This is a genomic window from Sphingomonas sp. S6, assembly GCF_043498045.1.
Taxonomy (GTDB): Bacteria; Pseudomonadota; Alphaproteobacteria; order Sphingomonadales; family Sphingomonadaceae; genus Sphingomonas.
This window is the reverse complement of the sequence record NZ_JBIEOE010000002.1, coordinates 94,193-111,790: the sequence shown is the minus strand read 5'-3', so window position 1 is coordinate 111,790 and position 17,598 is coordinate 94,193. Positions and strand designations below refer to the sequence as shown.

Annotated in this window: 13 protein-coding genes and 1 riboswitch; of the genes, 5 read left to right on the top strand and 8 right to left on the bottom strand. The window is 66.8% G+C overall.

Annotated elements, in window-relative coordinates; translation table 11 throughout:
• Positions 1 to 37 precede the first annotated feature (37 nt).
• A riboswitch (cobalamin riboswitch) is annotated at positions 38 to 262 on the top strand.
• 123 nt (positions 263 to 385) lie between these two features.
• Together ACGVWT_RS03645 and ACGVWT_RS03640 are read left to right on the top strand one after the other, a co-directional pair.
• Positions 386 to 1,372 carry a putative oxygenase MesX gene (locus ACGVWT_RS03645; RefSeq protein ID WP_315461652.1) on the top strand — a complete coding sequence of 329 codons (987 nt, stop codon included), beginning with the start codon at positions 386 to 388 and terminating at the stop codon, positions 1,370 to 1,372.
• Positions 1,373 to 1,400: 28 nt separating this feature from the next.
• The gene (locus ACGVWT_RS03640) at positions 1,401 to 2,429 is read left to right on the top strand and encodes a methionine synthase (protein WP_315461653.1); all 1,029 of its coding nucleotides are present in this window, start codon (positions 1,401 to 1,403) and stop codon (positions 2,427 to 2,429) included.
• A 63-nt stretch (positions 2,430 to 2,492) separates the two neighbouring features.
• Here ACGVWT_RS03640 and ACGVWT_RS03635 read toward each other — a convergent pair whose 3' ends face one another.
• The 8 genes from ACGVWT_RS03635 to ACGVWT_RS03600 form a co-directional block, all read right to left on the bottom strand.
• Entirely contained in the window at positions 2,493 to 3,482 is a 990-nt protein-coding gene (locus ACGVWT_RS03635; protein ID WP_315461654.1) for an alpha/beta hydrolase, read from the bottom strand.
• 50 nt (positions 3,483 to 3,532) lie between these two features.
• The gene (locus ACGVWT_RS03630) at positions 3,533 to 6,568 is read right to left on the bottom strand and encodes a TonB-dependent receptor (RefSeq protein WP_394425319.1); all 3,036 of its coding nucleotides are present in this window, start codon (positions 6,566 to 6,568) and stop codon (positions 3,533 to 3,535) included.
• Between the two features lie 243 nt (positions 6,569 to 6,811).
• Positions 6,812 to 8,371 carry a carboxylesterase/lipase family protein gene (locus ACGVWT_RS03625; RefSeq protein WP_315461656.1) on the bottom strand — a complete coding sequence of 520 codons (1,560 nt, stop codon included), beginning with the start codon at positions 8,369 to 8,371 and terminating at the stop codon, positions 6,812 to 6,814.
• Complete coding sequence (locus ACGVWT_RS03620) at positions 8,358 to 9,368, bottom strand: sugar kinase (RefSeq protein ID WP_116461554.1); 1,011 nt, start codon at positions 9,366 to 9,368, stop codon at positions 8,358 to 8,360. The genes ACGVWT_RS03625 and ACGVWT_RS03620 overlap by 14 nt, the downstream gene beginning before the upstream one ends.
• A complete protein-coding gene (gene kduD, locus ACGVWT_RS03615) occupies positions 9,365 to 10,117 on the bottom strand; it encodes a 2-dehydro-3-deoxy-D-gluconate 5-dehydrogenase KduD (protein WP_394425316.1) in 753 nt (250 codons plus the stop codon). Before kduD ends, ACGVWT_RS03620 begins: the two co-directional genes overlap by 4 nt.
• A 136-nt stretch (positions 10,118 to 10,253) precedes the next feature.
• Positions 10,254 to 11,096 (bottom strand): 5-dehydro-4-deoxy-D-glucuronate isomerase, encoded by an 843-nt coding sequence (kduI, locus tag ACGVWT_RS03610; RefSeq protein ID WP_394425314.1) that lies wholly within the window; start codon positions 11,094 to 11,096, stop codon positions 10,254 to 10,256.
• Between the two features lie 2 nt (positions 11,097 to 11,098).
• Positions 11,099 to 12,547, bottom strand: a complete 1,449-nt coding sequence (uxaC, locus tag ACGVWT_RS03605) for a glucuronate isomerase (protein ID WP_315460533.1) — start codon at positions 12,545 to 12,547, stop codon at positions 11,099 to 11,101.
• A 79-nt stretch (positions 12,548 to 12,626) separates the two neighbouring features.
• Positions 12,627 to 13,655, bottom strand: coding sequence for a LacI family DNA-binding transcriptional regulator (locus ACGVWT_RS03600; protein ID WP_116460648.1), 1,029 nt, complete (start codon positions 13,653 to 13,655; stop codon positions 12,627 to 12,629).
• Positions 13,656 to 13,768: 113 nt separating this feature from the next.
• Between ACGVWT_RS03600 and ACGVWT_RS03595 the strand changes: the two genes are divergently transcribed.
• The 3 genes from ACGVWT_RS03595 (at position 13,769) to ACGVWT_RS03585 (ending at position 17,553) form a co-directional block, all read left to right on the top strand.
• Positions 13,769 to 15,268, top strand: a complete 1,500-nt coding sequence (locus ACGVWT_RS03595; RefSeq protein ID WP_315460534.1) for a UxaA family hydrolase — start codon at positions 13,769 to 13,771, stop codon at positions 15,266 to 15,268.
• The gene (locus tag ACGVWT_RS03590; protein WP_315460535.1) at positions 15,265 to 16,695 is read left to right on the top strand and encodes a mannitol dehydrogenase family protein; all 1,431 of its coding nucleotides are present in this window, start codon (positions 15,265 to 15,267) and stop codon (positions 16,693 to 16,695) included. The genes ACGVWT_RS03595 and ACGVWT_RS03590 overlap by 4 nt, the downstream gene beginning before the upstream one ends.
• 63 nt (positions 16,696 to 16,758) lie before the next feature.
• Complete coding sequence (locus tag ACGVWT_RS03585; RefSeq protein ID WP_315460536.1) at positions 16,759 to 17,553, top strand: 2-keto-4-pentenoate hydratase; 795 nt, start codon at positions 16,759 to 16,761, stop codon at positions 17,551 to 17,553.
• Positions 17,554 to 17,598: the final 45 nt, after the last annotated feature.

Sequence of the window (17,598 nt, the reverse complement as noted above, 5' to 3'; positions counted from 1 at the left end):
ATCTTTATATCTCTCTTGACAAAGACGGCGCGATCCTGTCCAAGACGCGTGTCGAGGTTCCCCATCCCAGGCATGGCGATGGGGCTAAGACGGGAAGCCGGTGATGCCCTATGCGGGCAAAATCCGGCGCTGCCCCCGCAACTGTAAGCGGCGAGCGGCGGTTCCATTTCGTGTCACTGGGCGCTGCACTCGCGCCCGGGAAGGCCGGAACCACCGCGTTGACCCGTGAGCCAGGAGACCTGCCTCCGACGCCATAACGTTCCTCGGACGGGGGTTCCTCCGGTGGATCGCGCTTGACGCGGACGGTCCACGGCGCACGCCATCCGGGCCTCGCTCACGCCTTGCGCGCTCTTCCATGCCCCTGTTCGTCAACAGCAGGTGAGTCATGACGAATAGCGGCTTTACGTTCACCATAAGCAGCATCCCGTTCGACGAGGACTATCGCCCCGCCGACACCACGCGCATCACCACCAATTTCGCCAACCTGGCACGCGGGGAGAGCCGCCGGGACAATCTGCGCAACACGTTGGTGATGATCGACCGGCGCTTCAATTCGCTGATGCACTGGGACAATCCGACGGGTGACCGCTACACCGTGGCGCTCGACATCGTGTCGGCCGCGCTGCGGATCGGCCCTGACGCGCAGGACGAGGCGTTTCCGCTGATCGAAATCCTGCACACGCGCGTCACCGATACGCGCAGCGGCGCGTGCATCGCCGGCATGGTCGGCAACAATTTCTCGTCGTACATCCGCGATTACGATTTCAGCGTCGTACTGCCCGATCATCTGCGACAGTCGGGAAACAGCGGTGCGCCCGATCAGTTCGGCGACCTTCACGGCAATCTGTTCAAGCTTTTCCTGTCGTCGGACGCCTATCGCGAGCAGTTCGACAAGCCACCGGTCATCTGCCTCAGCGTGTCCAGCAAGCAGGTCTATCACCGGACGACCAACGTACACCCCATCCTCGGGGTGGAATATGCGGCCGACACACGATCGCCAACCGATCTGTATTTTGCGAAGATGGGGATGACGGCGCGCTACTTCATGCCGCCGCACAGCGTCGCGCCGCTCGCCTTCTACCATATCGGCGATCTGGTCGATAGTTACACCAACCTCGAACTCGCCAGCACGATCAGCGTGATGGAGACCTTCCAGAAGATCTACCGCCCCGAAATCTACAACGCCAATTCGGCGGCCGCGGCCCGCTATCAGCCCAGCCTGGACGAACAGGATTATTCGCTGACCCGCATCGTCTACGATCGCGAAGAGCGCAGCCGCCTCGCCGTCGAGCAGGGCCGATTTGCCGAAGCCCATCTTATCAAACCGCATGGCCCCGCGCTGCAGCGCTGGTCCGCGACCTGCGGCCTGTGATCGCCCCGAACGCGAAGGTATCTTGATCATGACGACACTCTTGCCGACGACGACCGCGGGGAGCCTGCCCAAACCGGCATGGCTCGCTCAGCCCGAAACGCTCTGGTCGCCGTGGCGGCTGGAAGGCGAAGACCTGATCACGGGCAAGCAGGACGCACTGCGCCTGGCGGTCGACGATCAGCGGCAGGCGGGGATCGATATCGTCGGCGACGGCGAACAGACGCGCCAGCATTTCGTCACCACGTTCATCGAACATCTAGACGGCGTCGATTTCGAACAGCGCGAGACGGTGCGCATCCGCAACCGCTATGACGCCAGCGTGCCGACCGTGGTCGGTGCGGTGTCGCGCCCCGCGCCGGTCTTCGTCGACGATGCCCGCTTCCTGCGCGCGCAGACCCGCCAGCCGATCAAATGGACGCTGCCCGGGCCGATGACGATGATCGATACGCTCTACGACGCGCATTATCGCAGCCGCGAGAAGCTGGCCTGGGAATTCGCCTGCATCCTCAACCAGGAAGCCCGCGAACTGGAAGCGGTCGGCGTCGACATCATCCAGTTCGACGAACCCGCGTTCAACGTCTTCTTCGACGAAGCGAACGACTGGGGCATCGCCACGCTGGAACGCGCTGCGCAGGGGCTGAAGGCCAAGACCGCCGTCCACATCTGCTACGGATATGGCATCAAGGCGAATACTGACTGGAAGAAGACGCTCGGTTCCGAATGGCGGCAATATGAGCAGACCTTCCCCAATCTGAAGGCCTCGACGATCGATATCGTGTCGCTCGAATGCCAGAATTCGCGCGTGCCGATGGACCTGATCGAGCTCATCCGCGGCAAGACGGTGATGGTCGGCGCGATCGACGTCGCGACGGATCGCGTGGAGACACCCGAAGAGGTCGCGGACACGCTACGCAACGCGCTGCGCTTCGTCGACGCGGACAAGCTCTACCCCGCCACCAATTGCGGCATGGCCCCCCTGTCCCGCAGCGTCGCCCAGGGCAAGCTTCACGCGCTGGCGGCGGGCGCCGCCATCGTCCGCGCGGAACTGTCGGCCTGACACGTCGCAGGGTGGGACATCGTGCCCGCCCTGATCTTGCAGGGACTGTGCTGACGATGTCCGTCAGCCCAGTCCCTGCGACATGGCCCATTGCCGGAACAGCTCCGGCCATGCCGCCGCCGGCTTGCCGGCCGCGCGTCGCAGGCCGAAGCCGTGACCGCCCTGCGCAAACAAATGGGTTTCCACGGAAACGCCCGCAGCCTTCAGCGCCGCACGCATCGCCAGCGTATTATCGACGGGCACGGCATCGTCGTCTTCGGCATGGACCAGAAAACAGGGCGGCGTATCGCGACGGACGTTCGCCGCCGGACTGTGCGCCGTCTCCAGATCTGGTGAGGGATGAGGGCCCAGCAGGCGTGCCCGTGACCCTTCATGCGCCAGCGGCGGCGTCATTGACTGAACGGCGTAGAGAAGCGCGGCCGCATCGGGGCGCGCGGGCAGCCGGTCCGCCGCATCGACCAGCGCATAGGTCGACCGGGCAAAGCGCGTCGCTAGGTCGCCGCACACGTGGCCACCCGCCGAAAAGCCCATCGCCGCGACGCGATCCGGGCGGATGCCATAAGAATCGGCACGCGCGCGGATCAGGCGCATCGCACGCTGCGCATCGGACAGCGCGACATCGGGGCCTGCCGCCCATCCCTCGCCCGGCAAGCGATAGAACAAGACGAAGACCGTATAGCCGCGATCGGCCAGCCAGCGGCCGATCTCATAGCCTTCCTTGTCGACGACCACCCAGCGATAACCGCCGCCGGGCATCACGAGCACCGCGCTGCCATTCGGCACGCGGGGCCGGAAGACGACAAGGCGCGGCCGGGTGATGCCATAGACCGCGCGATCGCGGAGCGCCGGGTCCTTGCTGCGCTCGTCGATCACCTCTTTGGGCGGCGTCGCAGGCAGACCGGGGGCGCCGCCCGGCCATAGCAGAATGGTTTCGGATGGATCGGCGGGGACCGCCCCCGCCGCTGGGCTGCGCGCACGCGTCGATGCCGCCATGCCAGCCGCCGCAAGCGTTCCGAGCAATGCCTGACGACGATCGATGCCAGCCACTCGCATGTCCTCCATCAACGCGTGCGCCGGCCTTCATGACCGGCACACCCGCCCCCTCACATCTTGAAGCGCGCGCCGATCAGCACCGTTCGGCCGAAGTGGTTGTATTCGTAGTTCCGGTTGGCATCGAGATCGGTGTAGCGATCACGATACTCGTCGGTCAGGTTGGTGCCCTCGAGCGACAGTTCGACGTTCGGCGTAAGCTTGTAGCGGACGGAGGCATCGACGTTGATCGTCGAATTATAGCCTTCGAACACATTGCCCGTGCCGCTGTTGGCGTCGATGTACGGCCCACGATAGCTGATCGACCCGCGCGCCGAGAACTTGGCGTCCTCATAGTAGAGCGTGCCGTTATACTGCCGCTTCGACAGACCGAACAAGGTCGCATTGCGCGTCGAATTGATGAGCGGCCCGAACGAGCAGGCCGCCGCCGGCGTGGTTCCCGGTACGCAGGCCGACACCGCCGGACCCTGCACCAGATAGTTCGCGCTTGAATCGACGAAGGTCGCGTTGGCAAGCACGCCGAAATTCTTGAGGAAACCCGGCAGGAACTTGAACGTCGCCTGCAGCGCGATCTCCGCGCCCTTCAGCGAGGCGCCCGTGCCGTTCACCGTGGTGGTGATCGTCCAGATCGGCTGTGCCTGCTGCGCCGGGTTGAGCGCCGCGGGCGAAGACGCCGCGAGCACCGAGGCCGGCAGGCCGGTCGAGGTGAAGGTCGCGTTGGTGATCGACTGCGAGACCGGGAAGCTTTCGACGTTCTTCTTGAACAGCGCCACCGACAGGATCGACTGCGGCGCGAAATACCATTCCGCCGCGAGGTCGTAGGCGGCGGCACGGAACGGATTGAGCTGCGGATTGCCGAACGACACGCGATAGTTGAAGCCGTCGGCCGAACCGCCAGGCGTCAGGTTGCCGAGCGTCGGGCGCGTCATCACCTTGGCGGCGGAGGCGCGCAGGATCAGCTTGTCGGTCGGGAACAGCGCGAGGTTCACCGCCGGCAGCCAGTCGTCATAGTCGCGCTTCACCGTCACGACCGCACCCGAGTTGATGCCCGTCGATCCCTGCGCGGTGTGCGCGTAGCGCATGCCCGCGTTGAGCGCGTAGCGGAGGCCGGCGAGTTCGCCCTTCGCATCGACCTGGAAATAGCCCCCGCTCACCTCTTCGGTCACGCTGCGGTTGTCGCCGACGACCAGCGTCGGCGTACGGCTGTAGAGCTTGGTGTAGGCGGTGGCAGCATCGAGGTTGGGGACCAGCCATTGCGTCGTTGTGCCCGATGGCTGGCCCGCATTGCCGAGCGTGAACAGCTGGCTGAGTGCAGGCGTCACCTGATAGCCGTAGACGGCGTTGGGACCGAACGCGCTGGTCGGCGAACAGGTGATGGTGCCCAGCACCAGGTCCGTTCCGCCATTGCCGCAGATCGCCGTATCGCGCTGGAACGAGACGCTGTCGAAATCGAAGCGGCGGTACATGCCGCCGACCTTCAGCGTATAGCCTTCGGCGACGTCCCATTCGGTCCGCAGCTGCGCAGTGCGGAACTTGTTGGTGACGGTGGACGGGCGATCACGGATTTCGGCGAGCTGGAAGTTCGCCGGATCGGTGACGCTCGTGCCGAAGCTGAGCAGCGGCGTGCGGCTGTTGGTGTAGTCGAACTTGTAACCCTGCGCGTCGCGATCGTCGAATACGACGGTGGTTTCCACCGGGATGTCAGCCGTCGACTTCGAGAAGCCGCCGAGCACCGTGAAGCGGAACGTGTCCGTCACGTCCTGATCCCAGCTGCCGCCGAGCTGGTAGAATTCCGTTTTCGACTGACGCTTGTAATGCTCGGTCCGCACCCACGCGTCGTTGAGCGTGCCTGAGACGAGGTTGTTCTTCGAATCGTACACCGGGTTGATGAGGTCGATCGAGCGCTCGTTGGAGCGCAGCAGCACCTCTGCCCACTTCTCCTCGCGCGTTTCCTTGAAGCGCGAATAGAGGCCGTCGATCGAGACCTTGGTTGCCTCCGACGGCGCCCATTGGATGCTGCCGGTGACACCCAGACGCTCGCGACCGTGGAATACTTCGCCGTAGCGCGGGATGCGCGGGTGGAAGGCGAGCGCCGCCTGGTCGCACGCCGCGCTGGAGCGGTAGAAGCCGCCCGCATTGGCGACCGGGGTCGTGCCGGTGTTGCTGTTGTAGAAGCACGGCGTGCCGTTCACCGAATCGAACCGCGCCTGCGCCCAGCGCACCGTGTTGTTGCCGAGTTCGAGATTGTCGGTCTTCTGATACGCCGCCGATACCGACGCGCCGAACGTGCCGTCGGGCGATTTGTACGACAGCAGCCCGGCGAGGCGCGGCCGCGTGTTCTTGCTGAGATCGTTATAGCTCGCCTGCGCCGACAGCACGCCGGTGAAGCCGGCCTTGCCGCCGAGCGGGTTGCCGGTGTTGAGATCGACGACCGCACCCAGCGAGCCCTCGTCCAGCGACGCTTCCGCCGTCTTGTGGACGACGATCGAGTTAAACAGCTCGGAGGCGAAGACGTTGAAGTCGAAGGCGCGATCACGGTTGGACGACGCGCCGTCGGTCGAGGTCGCCACCGTCTCCAGGCCGTTGACGCGCACGCGGGTGAATTGCGCGCCGAGGCCGCGGACGGTGATCGCGCGGCCTTCGCCGGCATCGCGCTGGATCGAGATGCCGGGGATGCGCTGCAGCGATTCGGCGAGGTTCTGGTCCGGGAACTTCGCGATGTCTTCGGCGACGATCGCATCGACCGAGGATACCGATTCACGCTTGACGTTGAGCGCGGCGTCGAGGCTGCGGCGGAAGCCGGTGACGACGATATCGGGCGCGGAGCCGTCACCGTCCTGCTGCGATGCGGTGACCGCCGCCCCGTCCGCGGCCTGCGGCGTCGCTTCCGCCGTCGCCGGCACGACGGCGGTCTGGGCGGGGGACGGATCGGTGTGGGTCGGCGTGCCCGGCGACGCGGTGGCCGGGATCTGCGCCGCCTGCGCCAGCGCTGCACCCGGCATCGCCAGCGCCAGGATCAGCGCGCCCGCCGAAATCCCGCGCAACTGCCCTGCGCGCACCGTCTTCCGTATCGCAACACCGTTCGCCATCTCTCTCTCCCCTGCGGCGAAACCGCACTGACACCGGTTACGGACGCGAACGGCGCGACCGGAACCAAATTCATGAAGAGGAGGGCCTTTTGCCGCGGATTTTCCGCGCGCTGGATCAATCCTCCCCGGACATTGCAGGTCTTCGCCCGCTTATCCGCGTCTTGTGTGCGTCTTGTGGTAACCGGTGTCAACAGTCTTTTCGGATGATACCGGTTTGTCTCAGACGGTTACCCGATGGCCGCTTCAGGTGCCGGGCTGGATGTAGGGCACGCGCGCGAACAGCTCGCGCTGCCAGCGGCGGGGATCCTCCTCGACACGCGATCGGGCGTCGAAGATCATCGTCGCGCGGCGGCCAAGGTCATAGGCCGGCCAGGGCGCAAGGCCGGCGCGATTGGGCGTGCCGGTACGTGCGAAGGTGACGAAGCGCTCCTGCATCGCCGCACTTGCCGCGCGTGCGTCGGCAGCCATCCCCGTCTGCGATCCCGTCGCACCCAGCGTGCCGAACACCAGCGGGATGTCCATCGTATGAAAAGCGCCGCGACGTGGATCGGTGCGCGAGGTGAAATCGACTTGATACACGAACCCCGGCACCCCCGCCCCCGCGCGTGCCTCCGCCTCGATCACCTGCCCGCGCCAGCTCCGCCCCGCGGTCGTCGTATCGTAGAAGACCTGCGTCGGCGACCAGGTGGGAAAGTGTGCGCGATATTGCGCGACGACCCATTCGGGCAGGATGTCGATCTTAAGCTCGGGCGCCATCCGATCGGCGAGATTGTCCCAGCTCAGCCCCCGCACCGTTGGCGAATCGGGCGATAGGAAGCCGCGCGTTTCGTCATGGACGTTGCCCAGCATCATCGGGATGCCGTTGCCGATCGGATTGGCGTCGGGCCAGAACGGGTGGCGGGTCAGCCAGTGCATGTCGAGCACCGGCCCGAAATAGAGCCCGCCGCCCAGGATCGGATCGCGCGTGTCGAGCGCCTCCACCAGCCGCTGCGTGGGCACAGCCAGCACTGCCGACAGGTCGCGTTCGGACACGCGCAGCGCAGCGAGATAGGCGCGGGCGCGCTCGGTCGCATGCAGCGGGCCGGAGGCGGTCACCTGCTGTCCGCTCATCGTCGCGGCGCGGTGGAATAGGCCGCGTGCGGCGAGCATGCCCATCAGCGTCGCGATCTTCGCGCCGCCACCCGACTGGCCGAAGACCATCACCCGCCCCGGATCGCCACCGAATGCGGCGATGTTGTCGCGCACCCATTGCAGCGCTAGAATCAGGTCGAGCTGCCCGACATTGCCACTGTCGGCAAAGCGCGGGTCGAACCGCGCGAGGTAGAGATAGCCGAGCGCGTTGAGCCGGTGGTTGACGGTCACGACCACCACATCACCGCGCGCCGCCAGCGCCTGCCCGTCATTGAGCGGATCGGTCACGCTGCCGTTCGAATAGGCCCCGCCGTGGATGTACAGCATCACCGGCTTGCGCGCGCGGGGATCGGCCTCTGCGGTCCAGATGTTGAGGAACAGGCAGTCCTCGTCCTGCGGGCCATAGGGGCCACGCTGCGGACAGACCGGACCGAAGGCGTCCGCCGCGACGGTCCGGCCGGGCGCTGCGAAGGCGACCGGCGCGCGGAACCGTGGCGCGGTCCCGTAGCGGATGCCACGAAAGGCGCGCACGCCGCCGTCGCGCGTCCCGACGAAGCTACCCACGCGCGTGCGAACGGGACCCAGCGGCGCGGCGCCGGCCGCCGCGCTGGCGAGCAATGCGGCACCCCCGCCGATCGCCCCTCGCCGCGTCCAGCCCTCAGCGCCGGACATCGAGCCCACCGGCGAGATAGGCGTCGAGATCGGCTTGGCGGAACAATGCGGCGTCACCGGGCAGCGAATGTTTGAGCGCGGCGAGCGCAAGTCCTGTGCGCGCGGCGTCGGCGATCCCGGCGCCCGTCTCCAGCGCGTGCAGCACGCCGGCGGCAAAGGCGTCGCCGCCACCGATCCGGTCGACGATGCCGGCGAGCACGACCGTATCGGTCTGCGCCGTATCGTCCCGCGTGTCGATCCGCGCCGACAGGTGGTGCAGATCGACATGCTCGACCTCGCGCGCGGTCGAGGCGATCGTCTGCAGGCGCGGGAAGGCTGCAAAGGCCGCTTCGCTCGCGGCGCGGCGGCGATCCTCGCCTTCGCCGGCAAAATCGTCACGACCCAGCAGCAGCGCGATATCGCGATGGTTGCCGAACATCAGGTCGGCATGCGCGACGATGCCCGACAGGATCGCGCGCGGATCGCCGTCCCAACGTGCCCACAATTTGCCGCGCCAATTGCCGTCGAACGAAATGGCGATGCCGCGCGCCGACGCCGCCTCGACCGCGGCAAGCGCGCTCTGCGCCGGAACTTGGCCGAGCGCGGGGGTGATCCCCGACAGATGCAATCGGGTGACGCCCGCGAGCAGCGTGTCCCAGTCCCAATCCGTCGGCAACGCCTCGGCGAAGGCGGAGCCGGCGCGGTCGTACAGCACTTCGGTCGCCCGCAAGCCTGCACCAGACGTGACGAAATACAGCCCCATCCGGTCGCCGCCGCAGGCAATGCCGGACGTGTCGACGCCATGCCCGCGCAAGGTGGCGATCGCGGCGCGACCCAAATCGTTGTCGGGCACCCGGCTGGCGAAACGCACGTCATGTCCCAGCCGCGCGAGCTGCGTCGCGACATTGGCCTCCGCCCCCGCGACCCAGACGTCGAACCGCGGCGTCTGCATCAACAGCTCGCGCCCCGGTGGCGACAGGCGCAGCATGATCTCCCCGAAGGCGAGCAACCGGCTCATCGCGCCAGCCACCCGCCATCGACGGCGAGGATATGGCCCTGGACGTAGGCTGCGGCATCGGAGGCGAGGAACACCGCCGCGCCGCCGAGGTCGGCGGCGTCGCCCCAGCGCCCCGCCGGGATGCGATCGAGGATCGCGGCGTTGCGGGCTTCGTCAGCCTGCAGCGCGGCGGTGTTGTTGGTCGCGATATAGCCCGGCGCGATCGCGTTCACCGTCACCCCATGCTTCGCCCACTCGTTGGCGAGCAGCTTGGTGAGGCCGCCGATCCCCGACTTCGATGCGGTATAGCTCGGTACGCGAATGCCGCCCTGGAAGGTCAGCATCGAGGCGATGTTGATGATCCGCCCCTTGCCCTCTGCGATCATATGACGCCCGGCGGCCTGGCAGAGGAAGAACACCGACTTCAAATTGGTGTCGACCACCGCGTCCCAATCCTCTTCGGTGAAGTCGACCGCATCAGCGCGGCGGATGATGCCGGCATTGTTGACCAGGATGTCGAGCCCGCCGAGCCCCGCCACCGTCTCGTCGACGATGCGCTGGACGGGCTCGATGCTCGACAGGTCGGCCGAGACGATCAGCGCCCGGCGGCCGAGGTCGCGGATTGCGGCGGCCGTGTCCTCAGCCGGCGTGCGCCCGACCAGCGCGACGTCCGCGCCCGCTTGCGCCAGCGCGATCGCGATCGCCTGCCCGATGCCGGTGTTCGCACCGGTCACGACCGCCACGCGGCCCGAAAGATCGAAGGGGTTCATCACTATGCTCCTCCCCTCCTTGCAAGGGAGGGGCTGGGGGTGGGTGGGGTCCGGGGATGCGGTGGCCGGCAGTGCTCGCCCGTCCGTACCGCGAGCACGCCCACCCTCCCCTGTCAGGGGAGGGAGCAGGATCGGCTTACGCCAGCTGGCAGATATCCAGCACGTTCATGTCGGTATAATCCTGGTTCTCGCCCGCCATCGCCCAGATGAAGGCATAGGCCTTGGTGCCGGCGCCCATGTGGATCGACCAGGGCGGGCTGATCACCGCTTCCTCGTTCTGCATGACGATGTGACGTGTCGCCTCGCCCTCGCCCATGAAGTGCATCACGCGGTCGGTGTCGAGACTGTCGAGCTCGAAGTAGAAATAGATTTCGCTGCGGCGCTCGTGGATGTGCGGGGGCATCGTGTTCCACACGCTGCCCGGCTTCAGGACGGTGAGGCCCATTACCAGCTGCGCGCTGTCGCAGATGCCGGGGATGACGAGCTGGAAGATGGTACGCTCGTTCGATTCGGCGAGGCTGCCGCGCTCGAGCGCATTGGCGTCGGCGATGCCGAGCTTGCGCGTCGTATAGGCCTGATGCGCCGGGCACGAGGCGAGGTAGAAACGCGCGCCATCGCCAGAGAACTGAACGTCCTTCGCGCCCATCGTGACGTACAGGCAGTCCTTGTTGCCGAGCGTGAAGCTTTCGCCATCGACCGTCACGGTGCCGTCGACCTTGCCGACGTTGACGACCGCCATCTCGCGGCGCTCGAGGAAGGGGTGGCCCGCCGCCGATGCCGGCTCGGTCTGGTCGGGCAGCTTGACGCTGCCGCTTGCCACCGCGACGCCGCCGATCACGAAGCGCTCGGCGTGCGTATAGTTCAGCACGCACTCGCCCTCGCGGAACAACCCCTGGATCAGATAACGGTCGCGAAGCTCGTCGTTCGACACGCACTCCATCATGTCCGGATGCGTCGCGTAATAGGTCCGGTCGTACATGGTCACTCCTTCAGGCCGCGCGGGGCGGCCGTGCTCTGGTCGATACGATAGGCGCGGCGGACGAGGCCGGCGGTCAGTTCCTGCGCGAGGTCTGCCGCCTCCCAGTCCGCGATGCGATGTTCGGCGACGAGCCGCGCCAGGAAGGCACAGTCGACGCGGCGCGCGACGTCGTGCCGCGCGGGGATCGACAGGAATGCGCGCGTGTCGTCGTTGAAGCCGACGGTGTTATAAAATCCGGCGGTCTCGGTCGTCATCTCGCGGAAGCGGCGCATGCCTTCGGGGCTGTCGTGGAACCACCAGGAGGGGCCCAGCTTCAGGCACGGATAATGGCCGGCGAGCGGCGCAAGTTCGCGTGCGTAGGCGCTCTCGTCCAGCGTGAAGAGGATGATCGACAGATCGGTCGAGGTGCCGAACCGGTCGAGCAGCGGTTTGAGCGCGCGGACGTAATCGGTGCGCGTCGGAATGTCCGCACCCTTGTCGCGACCGTGACTGGCGAACAAACCGGCATTGTGGTTGCGGAAACTACCGGGGTGGATCTGCATGACCATGCCATCCTCCGTACTCATCGCCGCCATTTCGGTGAGCATCTGCGCGCGGAACAGTTCGGCATCCGCAGGGGTCCAATCGCCGCCGACGATGCGCGCGAACAGCGCTTCGCATTCCTGCGGCGTCAGATTGGCGGTCGCTGCCGTCGGATGGCCGTGATCGGTCGCGGTCGCGCCCGCCGCGCGAAAGTGGGTGCGGCGCTTGCGGTGGGCGGCGAGATAGCCTTGCCATCCATAGACGTCCTCGCCGGTCAATTCGGCGAAGCGCGCCATCGCCGGCACGAACGCCTCATGTTCGACATCGATCACGCCATCGGGGCGATAGGTGGTGACGACGCGTCCGCCCCAGCCCGACGCGTGGATCGTGTGATGCGCATCGAGACTGTCCTGCGCGCCCTCGGTCGTGGCAAGAAAGTCGATGCGGAAGCGGTCGAACAGCGCGCGCGGCCGAAACGCATCGGTGGCGAGCGCCTCACCGATCGCGTCGAAATAGAGGTCGGCCGTTTCCGCCTCCAGCGCGACGTCGATCCCGAACACCTCCGCGAAGACATGATCGAGCCACAGGCGCGAGGGCGTCCCACGGAACAGGTGATAATGGTCCGCGAACACGCGCCACGCCGCGCGCGGATCGGTGGCAGGCACGCCGCCCTTGTGCGGGATCGCGAGCGTGTCGAGTGCGATGCCCTGGCTGTAGAGCATGCGATACAGATAATGATCGGGCGCCAGCAGCAGCGAGGTCGCGTCGGTCCAGTTCGCATTCTCGGCGAACCAGCGGGGATCGGTGTGGCCGTGCGGGCTGACGATCGGCAGGTCCGCGACACCGGCATAGAGCGTGCGCGCGATGCTGCGTGTCGTCGGATCAGCCGGAAACAGGCGGTCGGGGTCGAGGCGCAAAGCCCGGGCCATCTCTATCCTCTCGAAGCGCCCTTCGTCAGGCGGCTGACCGCTTGGTAACCGGTGTCAAATCGTGACGCAACCCCTAGCCTCATTCGCGCGGCGCAGCGACCGATGCGCGGCGGATCAGCGTCGATAGGAAGAGCGAGGGTTCTTCCACGTCCGGTTCCTGCTCCATGCCGCCTGCGATCAGCTTGAGCGCCGCCGATCGGGCCATGGAGGCGATCGGCCAGCGCACCGTCGTCAGCGGGGGCCAGACGTGCGCGGCGATCGGCGTGTCGTCGAAGCCGATGATCGAAAGGTCGCGCGGAATCTCCAGTCCGCGCTGGCGGGCGGCATGGATCACGCCGGCGGCCATTTCGTCGTTCGAGGAGAAGATCGCCGTCGGGCGCGGCACGACATCGAGCAATCGCTCCGCCGCGACCAACCCCGAATCGAAGGTATAATTGCCGTCGGCGATCATAGATCGCGGCAGCGCGATACCCGCCTCCGCCAGCGCGTCCTCGAACCCCTGCCGCCGCTCGCGTGCCGAGCGGAAGCCGTGCGGGCCTGCGACCAGACCGATGCGGCGATGCCCCTGTTCGATCAGATAGGCGACCGCGCCTTGCACCGCCTCGCGGTCGTTGGAGGCGACCATATGGTCGGCCGCATCAAGCACCGCCGACCCCATGCGCACGTAACGGCAACCGATATCGTCGCACAGCTTGGCCACCGAATCGTTCTCGCTGATCGGCGGCATCAGCAGCACGCCGAACAGGCGCTGGCGTTCGAGGAAGTGACGCAGATCCTCCAGCATCGTCGCCGAGCCGCGATCGAGCGGGCGCACCACCATTTCGAATTCGGTATCGTGCAGCGCTTCCAGCATGCCCTGCTGGACGTTCATCACCGTCTGCGCATTGGGATTGTCATGAACGAGGCCGATCAGGAAATTGCGGCGCAGCGCCAGCGCCCGCGCTTGCGGGTTCGGAATGTAGCTGAGATCCGCGATGACCTCTTCGACACGTTTCCGCGTGTCTTCGTTGAGCAATGGCGAGCGGTTGATGACCCGGCTGACGGTCTTCTTCGATACGCCGGCGACGCGCGCCACATCGTTGATCGTCGGCTGGCCGGTCTTCTGCATGGCACCGGGTGTAAAACGGCCGAAACAATCCCGCCAGTCCCGCACCCTTGCAAAGATCGTCCGGACGGGACACATCTGACACCGGTTACCGAAACGAATGTCGAGAGGATGGCATGGCGAGGGCATGGAAGGTGGCGCCGACCGATACGGTCGCCACGATGCTAGACGACGCACGCGCCGGCGACACGCTGACGGTCGATGGGGCTGCCGGAGACGCGATCGGGAGCGTGATCACCCTCGCCGACGATATCGCGCGAGGTCACAAGGTCGCGCTGCTGCCGATGGGCATCGGAGCATCAGTCCTCAAATACGGCTTTCCGATCGGCCATGCCACGGCCGCCATCCAGCCCGGCGCGCACGTTCACAGCCACAATCTGTCGACCGCGCTCGATGCGACGCTGGACTATCGCTACGCGCCGACCCCCGCGGCGACCTTGCCACAGGTAGAGGCGCCGACCTTCATGGGCTATCGCCGGGCGGACGGGCGGGTCGCGACGCGTAACGAGATCTGGGTGCTGCCGACGGTCGGTTGCGTCGCGCGGACGGCGCAGCGGATAGCGGCAGGCGCCGCGGCGCAGGTCGGCGATGCGGTAGATGGCGTCCACGCCTTCACCCACCCGCACGGCTGTTCGCAGCTGGGCGATGACTTAGGCGGCACCCGCGCCATCCTCGCCGGACTGGCGAGCCATCCCAATGCCGGCGGGGTCCTGATCGTCGGACTGGGCTGCGAAGAGAATCAGGTTGCGGCGCTGCTCGACGCGATTCCCGCAGCGCATCGCGGCCGGATCCGCACGCTGACCGCTCAGCTGAGCGCCGACGAGGTCGAAGAGGGCATCGCTGCGGTCGTCGCGCTTGCCGAAGCGGCGCGGACGGAACGCACGCCGTGCCCGCTAAGCGATCTCGTCCTCGGCGTGAAATGCGGTGGATCGGACGGCCTGTCGGGCCTGACGGCCAACCCGCTGGTCGGACAGATGAGCGACCGCGTCGTCGCGGCGGGCGGGCGCGTGGTCTTCACCGAAATCCCCGAGATTTTTGGCGCCGAACAGACGTTGATGGATCGCACCGCCGCGCCGCAGGTGTTCGACCGGATCGTCGGCGTGGTGAACGGCTTCAAACGCTATTTCCTCGATCATGGCGAACCGGTGTCGGAGAACCCCTCCCCCGGCAATGTCGCTGGCGGGATCACGACGCTGGAGGAAAAGTCGCTCGGCGCGGTGCAGAAAGCCGGGCGTGCGCGCGTCGGCGCGGTGATCGATTACGGCGAGGGGGCGACGCAAACCGGCCTGACCTTGCTGGAGGCGCCGGGTAACGATGCGGTATCCTCCACCGCCCTCGCCGCCGCGGGGGCGACCGCGATCCTGTTCACCACCGGGCGCGGTACGCCGCTGGGATTCCCGGTACCGACGATCAAGATCGCATCGAACAGCGACCTTGCCGCGCGCAAGCACGGCTGGGTCGATTTTGACGCGGGCGCTGTGCTCGACACCGGGTTCGAAGCGGCATCCGAGGCCTTGGTCTCGCGCATCGTCGCGGTCGCGTCGGGCGAGAGCACCGCCGCCGAACGCAATGGCGAGCGCGAGATCGCGATCTGGAAACGAGGCGTCACTTTATGAGACTATCCCGCGCCACCCTGCCCCAGGTCCCGGCCGCCATCGCAGCGCCGCGCGAGCGGCCGGAGGGCAAAATCGGCATCGTGCACTTTGGTCCGGGCGCGTTCCACCGCGCGCATCAAGCGACCTACATCGATGATCTGCTGGCGCGCGACCCGAATTGGGGCATCGCAGCCGTATCGTTACGCAGCGCCCGCACGGTAGAAGCGCTGGCCGCTCAGGACGGCCTATACACGCTCGCGGTGCGAGACGCCGAACCGGCGATGCGCATCATCGGGGCGCACAAACGCTTCTTGGGGCCGGACGATCATGCGGACGTCGCGGCGCTGCTGGCCGACCCTGACGTCCGGCTGGTGACGATGACGGTGACCGAAAAGGGATATTGTCTGCAGGCCGATGGCACGCTGGACATGGCCCACGCGGATATCGTCCACGATCTGGCGGGCGAGCCGCCGCGCAGCATCGTCGGCTGGCTGGTGGCGGGGCTGGCCGCGCGCCGGACAGCGGGCGTCGCTCCGTTCGTGGCGATGCCTTGCGACAATCTGGCGAGCAACGGGCGTAAGCTGCACGCCGCGCTCGTCGCCTTCGCCGCCGCCAGCGACCCTGAACTGGCAGCATGGATCGCCGAGGCTGTGCGCGTCCCCTCCACGATGGTCGATTCGATCACGCCGGCAAGCGATGCGACGTTGTTCACCGACGTGAGTACGGCGATCGGCTTGGACGATGACGCCCCCGTCCAGCGCGAGGCATTCGTGCAATGGGTGATCGAGGACGTCGGGGCGGACGCCATCACGGCCTTGGGCAGCGTGGGTGCGACGCTGACGCAGGATGTCGCCAGCTACGAGCGGGCCAAGCTGCGCATCCTCAACGGCGCGCATTCGACGCTTGCCTATATCGGCCTGCTGCGCGGCGCGACGAGCGTGGCAGAGGCAATGGCGGATGGCCCCCTCGCCGCATTCGTCGCCGCGATGATCCAACAGGATATCGCGCCGATGCTGACCCCGGTGCAGGGCTTCGACCTCGACGCCTATGCGGCGGCGATCCTGGCGCGATTCCGCAATCCCGCGATCGTCCACCGGCTGGACCAGATCGCGCAGGACGGCTCGCAGAAGCTGCCCTATCGCCTCGGCGATACATTGGTGGCCAACCGGCAGGCGGGGCGCATGCCGGCCTATGTGGTTCGGGCCCTCGGCGCTTGGGTCGCGTTCCTGATGGCGCGCGCGCGCACGGACACGGCGATCGTCGATCCGGCAGCCGAAACGCTGCTGTCGATCGCGCAGCAGCAGGACGTCGCGGCGGTGGTCGACGCACTGGTCGCGGCCGGCCATCTCGTACCGTCCGCCATCGCCACCGACGCCGAGGTGCGCGCAGCGATCGTCTCCGCCGCGACTGCCGCCACATCGGCGGACTGGCCGCGATTTTTCGCGTGAGGACGCTCGCGATGCTTGCCAATGACACCGGTTTCCCATATCGATCCGATAACGACGAATGACATGGGAGGGGCTGCGGTGAAGCCGGACAGCGATATCGCGCAAGTTGCGCAGGCGTTCGTGGAGGCGCGACGGACCGCCACGGCTTTGCCGGACTATCCGGGTACGATTCCGCACGATCTGGCGAACGCCTATGCGGTGCAGGATGCCGCACTGGCGCTTAGCGATCGTCCGGTGGCTGGCTGGAAGGTCGGCCGGATCAACCCGCCCGCCGAAGGGTTCGACCGCCTGGCCGGCCCGATCTTCGCCGATCAGGTCACCAACACCGAACATTGCGAGATGCCGATCTTCGCCGATGGCTTCGGCGCAGCGGAGGCGGAATTCCTCCTGCGCATCGGCCGTGCGCCCGATCCGGCGCAGCGAGACTTTTCCATGGCGGACGCGCGCGCGCTGATCGATGCGGTGCATGTCGGCATCGAGATCGCGAGCTCCCCCTTCCCCGGGATCAATACCAATGGGCCGACCGTCACCATTTCGGACTTCGGCAACAACAACGGCCTCGTCATCGGGGCCGCGATCGACGGCTGGCAGGATACCGACCTCAATTGCTGGCCGGTCGCGCTCTACATCAACGATGCAGAGATCGGCACCGGCATCGCCGCCGACATGCTCGACGGCCCCTTCGGCGCGGCGCGCTTCCTGTTCCAGCATCTCGCCGCACGCAATATCCCGGTTACGGCGGGACAGTGGATTTCGACCGGTGCGGTCACCGGCGTCCATCAGGTCGCCGTGGGCGACCGGGTGGAGGCGCGGTTCGACGGCCGCCTGTCGATCCACTGCACGATCACCGCGCAATAACGCGCCATCCCACGACAAACGGCCCGCCAAGAGGCCGCTGACACA

Bases quoted from the DNA above. Each gene is read 5' to 3' on its own strand.
- ACGVWT_RS03645 (WP_315461652.1), top strand. From the start codon at position 386: ATGACGAATAGCGGCTTTACGTTCACCATAAGCAGCATCCCGTTCGAC.
- ACGVWT_RS03640 (WP_315461653.1), top strand. From the start codon at position 1,401: ATGACGACACTCTTGCCGACGACGACCGCGGGGAGCCTGCCCAAACCG.
- ACGVWT_RS03635 (WP_315461654.1), bottom strand. From the start codon at position 3,482: ATGCGAGTGGCTGGCATCGATCGTCGTCAGGCATTGCTCGGAACGCTT.
- ACGVWT_RS03630 (WP_394425319.1), bottom strand. From the start codon at position 6,568: ATGGCGAACGGTGTTGCGATACGGAAGACGGTGCGCGCAGGGCAGTTG.
- ACGVWT_RS03625 (WP_315461656.1), bottom strand. From the start codon at position 8,371: ATGTCCGGCGCTGAGGGCTGGACGCGGCGAGGGGCGATCGGCGGGGGT.
- ACGVWT_RS03620 (WP_116461554.1), bottom strand. From the start codon at position 9,368: ATGAGCCGGTTGCTCGCCTTCGGGGAGATCATGCTGCGCCTGTCGCCA.
- kduD (WP_394425316.1), bottom strand. From the start codon at position 10,117: ATGAACCCCTTCGATCTTTCGGGCCGCGTGGCGGTCGTGACCGGTGCG.
- kduI (WP_394425314.1), bottom strand. From the start codon at position 11,096: ATGTACGACCGGACCTATTACGCGACGCATCCGGACATGATGGAGTGC.
- uxaC (WP_315460533.1), bottom strand. From the start codon at position 12,547: ATGGCCCGGGCTTTGCGCCTCGACCCCGACCGCCTGTTTCCGGCTGAT.
- ACGVWT_RS03600 (WP_116460648.1), bottom strand. From the start codon at position 13,655: ATGCAGAAGACCGGCCAGCCGACGATCAACGATGTGGCGCGCGTCGCC.
- ACGVWT_RS03595 (WP_315460534.1), top strand. From the start codon at position 13,769: ATGGCGAGGGCATGGAAGGTGGCGCCGACCGATACGGTCGCCACGATG.
- ACGVWT_RS03590 (WP_315460535.1), top strand. From the start codon at position 15,265: ATGAGACTATCCCGCGCCACCCTGCCCCAGGTCCCGGCCGCCATCGCA.
- ACGVWT_RS03585 (WP_315460536.1), top strand. From the start codon at position 16,759: ATGGGAGGGGCTGCGGTGAAGCCGGACAGCGATATCGCGCAAGTTGCG.